This window comes from Roseomonas acroporae (assembly GCF_023223525.1).
In the GTDB taxonomy this organism is placed as follows: Bacteria; Pseudomonadota; Alphaproteobacteria; order Acetobacterales; family Acetobacteraceae; genus Roseomonas_E; species Roseomonas_E acroporae.
On sequence record NZ_JALPRX010000190.1, the window covers coordinates 1 to 3,644 of the forward strand.

4 protein-coding genes are annotated in these 3,644 nt (G+C 75.5%); all 4 read left to right on the top strand.

Annotated elements, in window-relative coordinates:
• A partial coding sequence (locus tag M0638_RS27710; RefSeq protein WP_282572346.1) for an AAA-type ATPase lid domain-containing protein occupies positions 1-375 on the top strand: 375 nt, incomplete at its 5' end.
• 194 nt (positions 376-569) lie between these two features.
• Positions 570-1,121 (top strand): OsmC family protein, encoded by a 552-nt coding sequence (locus M0638_RS27715; protein ID WP_248670187.1) that lies wholly within the window; start codon positions 570-572, stop codon positions 1,119-1,121.
• Between the two features lie 73 nt (positions 1,122-1,194).
• On the top strand, positions 1,195-2,376 hold the full coding sequence (locus M0638_RS27720; protein ID WP_248670188.1) for an acyl-CoA dehydrogenase family protein: 1,182 nt from the start codon (positions 1,195-1,197) through the stop codon (positions 2,374-2,376).
• A partial coding sequence (locus M0638_RS27730) for an FAD-dependent oxidoreductase (protein ID WP_408903687.1) occupies positions 2,373-3,644 on the top strand: 1,272 nt, incomplete at its 3' end. The genes M0638_RS27720 and M0638_RS27730, both read left to right, overlap by 4 nt.

Here is a 3,644-nt window from a genome sequence, read left to right on the forward strand (position 1 = left end):
ACCAATGTCAGCCTGACCGGGCGCGCGGTGGCGTTCCTGGTCCGCCAGCCCTGGCCGGGCAACGTGCGCCAGCTCTCCAACTTCGTCGAGCGCATCGTGCTGCTGGCCGGGCGCACGACGCTCGACGAGGCGGAGGTCGCGCGCTTCCTCAACGAGCAGGCGTCGGAGCTGCTCCCCGTGCCGGTGGCGCCGGCCGGCCCGTCGGCGCTGCCCGATCCGCTGATCCGCCCCTATCTGCGCCTCGACTCCCACGGTGCCGAGACGCTGCGCCAGGCGCTCGCGCAGTCCGGCGGCAACAAGACCCGGGCGGCGCAGCGCCTCGGCCTGACCGAGCGGCAATTCTCCTACCGCTGGCGCCGCCTGGGCCTCGGCTGACCGCACCGCCATTATCGCCATTGTCGACATTCTGTCGGAACGCGGCATCCCGCCCTCGCGGCGTCGGCGACCAACCCCTTGATTCCGAACGGCTAAAAGAATCCGCGCCGCCAACCGCCTCTGGCACGGCCATTGCCCTTACCCCGCCACGCAGCGCCGGATCTCCTGGCGCTGGCGAGGCAAGGACCGCAGCCATGAGCGCCGCCCTCGACCAGAGCACCATCACCGCCTATCTCCGTCCGATCGACCGTGACGGGCTGCTGAAATTCGCCGAGGCCGGCCGCGGCCAGCCGGAACGCCGCGGCACCAACGTCGTCCGCACCGTCACGGAAGGCCAGTTCCGCACGCTGAACTACGTCGGCGACCACGGCCCCGTGGTGGTGGACGAGCCGCTGCACCTGTTCGGCCAGAACACCGCCCCGGCGCCGGGTGAGATCGTGCTCTCGGCGCTCGGCGGCTGCCTCGCCGTCGGCATCACCGCCGTCGCCACCTTCCGCCAGGTGCGGCTGTCGAAGCTGGAACTGCGGGTCGAGGGCGACATCGGCAACACCGCCGCCTGGGGCGCCGGCGGCGCCGGGCGCGAGCCGTCGCAGATGGGCTTCCAGCAGATCCGAGTCTTCGTGACCATCGAGGGCGACGCGACGCGCGAGGCGCTCGACGAGATCGTGCGCCACGCGAACTTCTTCTCGCCGGTCGCCAACACGATGCGCAACCCGATCCCGTTCAGCATCGCCCTCGCCGACTGAGACGCCGGGCCGCCCGAGCCGGGGCGGGGCCGTTCGGACTCCCGCCCGCCGTCCCCTCCGCAGGAGATCGCCGATGTCCATCCTCGCGGCCGCGCCGCCGGCCCCCGCCCCGTCGCCCATCCTCACCACCGCCACGGACTGGTCCGACGCGGCGGTGCTGGCCGGGGCCACGGCCATCGCCGAGGGGCCGCTGCGGGCCGCGGCGGCGCGCATCGATGCCGGGCACTACCCGCTCGACATCATGGCGCAGCTCGGCCGCGCCGGCGCGCTCGGCGCGCATCTGGAGCGGCATGGCGGCCGCTACGGCCTGGCCATCGACGCGATGGCCGCGGCGAGCCGCGCCTGCGGCGCCACCGGCTTCCTGATGTGGTGCCACGCCGTCTGCGGCCTCTACATGGAGCAGTCCGGCAACCCGGCGCTGACCGGCGCGCCGCTCGACGACCACGTCGCCGGCCGCGGCTTCGGCGGCACGGCGCTGTCCAACCCGATGAAGGCCTTCGCCGGCATCGAGCCGATGCTGCTGCGGGCGCGGCGCGTCGCCGGCGGCTACCGCGTCAGCGGCGCGCTGCCCTGGGTCAGCCACATCGGGCGCGGCCAGTACTGCGGCGCCATCGCGCAGGTGGAGGCGGCGGGCGGCCGCGCCCCGCACGAGATCATGTTCCTGCTGCGCCTCGACGAGCGGGTGACGCTGCGGCAATGCCCGCAATTCTCCGGCATGGAGGGCACCAGCACCTGGGGCGTGCAGCTCGACGACTTCCCCGTCGGCCAGGACGACATCATCGCCGATCCGGCGCGGCCCTTCGTCGGACGCATCCGCGCCGCCTTCATCCTGCTCCAGGCCGGCATGGGGCTGGGCGTGGCGCAGGGCGGCATCGACGCGATGAACGCCGTCGAGGAGACGCTCGGCCACGTCAACCGCTTCCTCGACGACCGGCCGGACGCGATGCAGGCCGAGCTGGACGAGCTGCGCGGCCAGGTGATGCGGCTCGCCGCGACGCCCTTCGACGGGTCCGACGACTTCCTGGTCGACGTGCTCGACGCCCGCGTGCAGGCCGCCGAATTCGCGCTGCGCGCGGCGCAGTCCTCGCTGCTGCACCAGGGCGCGCGCGGCTACCTCGCCTCGGCGGCGCCGCAGCGGCGCCTCCGGGAGGCGCAGTTCGTCGCCATCGTCACCCCGGCGATCAAGCACCTGCGCTGGGAGATGGCGCGGCTGCTGCGCGAGGCGCAGCCGGCGGTCGGGGAGGGCCGGCCATGAGCGCGCGGACCGGGGAGGGGACACCCCCCGCGGCGGCGCCCGAGGGGGCCGAGGACTGGAAGCGCTACCTCTGCCGCGCCTGCGGCCTGATCTACGACGAGCGGGAGGGCGATCCGGACAGCGGCCTGCCGCCCGGCACGCGCTTCGAGGACATTCCGGACGACTGGCTCTGCCCGGTCTGCGGCGTGACCAAGGCGGATTTCGAGCCCTGCGTGCTGCGCCCCCGCGAGGCCGCCCCGCTGCCCGCGCTGCCCGCGCTGCCGCGCCCGCGCGCGGCGGGCGTGGTGATCGTCGGCGCCGGCCTCGCCGGGTGGAGCGCCGCCGTCGCGCTGCGCGCGCTCGACGCCGCCGTGCCGATCACCCTCGTCACCGCCTGCGACGGCGACGTGTACAGCAAGCCGGAGCTGTCGGTGGCGTTCGGCCGCGGGCAGTCGCCCGGGGCGCTGGTGCGCGAGAGCGGTGCCGCCGCCGCCGCCCGCCTCGGCGTGCGCCTGCTGCCGGAGACCTTCGCCGTCGGCCTCTCCGCCGCCCGGCACCGTCTGCGCACCACGCGCGGCACGCTGCCCTATGCGAGCCTGATCCTGGCCCAGGGGGCGCGCCCCGCCATCCCGCCCGGCCTGCCGCCCGAGCTGTGCTGGCGCATCAACGACCTGCGCGCGTGGACGGGCCTGCACCGGGCCCTCGCACGCGGCCCGCGGCACGTCGCCATCGTCGGCGCCGGCATGGTGGGCTGCGAGCTGGCCGAGGACCTGGCGCGTGCCGGGCACCGCGTCACCCTGCTCGGCGCGGCGCCGCTGCCGCTCCAGCCGCTGCTGCCCGATCCGGCGGCGCGGCGGCTGCGCGCCGGGCTCGAATCGCTCGGCGTCGGCTTCCAGGGCGACGCGACGGTCGAGGCGGTGTCGCGCGACGCCGACGGCCGGCTCCGCCTGCGCCTGCGCGACGGCACCACGATCGGGGCCGATCAGGTGATCTCGGCGGTCGGGCTCGCGACGCCGTCGCGCCTGGCGCGCGGCGCCGGCCTCGCCTTCGACCGCGGCATCGTGGTCGATCCGGCGACGCTGCGCACCAGCGCCGCCGACGTGTACGCGCTGGGCGACTGCGTCAGCATCGGCGGCGCGCCCTGCCGCTTCGTCGAGCCGATCGCGCGCCAGGCCGAGGCGATCGCCCACGCGGTGCTGGGCCGCCCGCACGCGGGCTACGCCCATGCCGAGCCGGTGATCCGCCTCAAGACGCGCGCGGCCCCGGTGGTGATCCACGGCGCGCCGCTG

What these genes read in the sequence shown, in the direction of transcription:
- M0638_RS27715 (WP_248670187.1), top strand. Translation starts at nt 570, where the DNA reads ATGAGCGCCGCCCTCGACCAGAGCACCATCACCGCCTATCTCCGTCCG.
- M0638_RS27720 (WP_248670188.1), top strand. Translation starts at nt 1,195, where the DNA reads ATGTCCATCCTCGCGGCCGCGCCGCCGGCCCCCGCCCCGTCGCCCATC.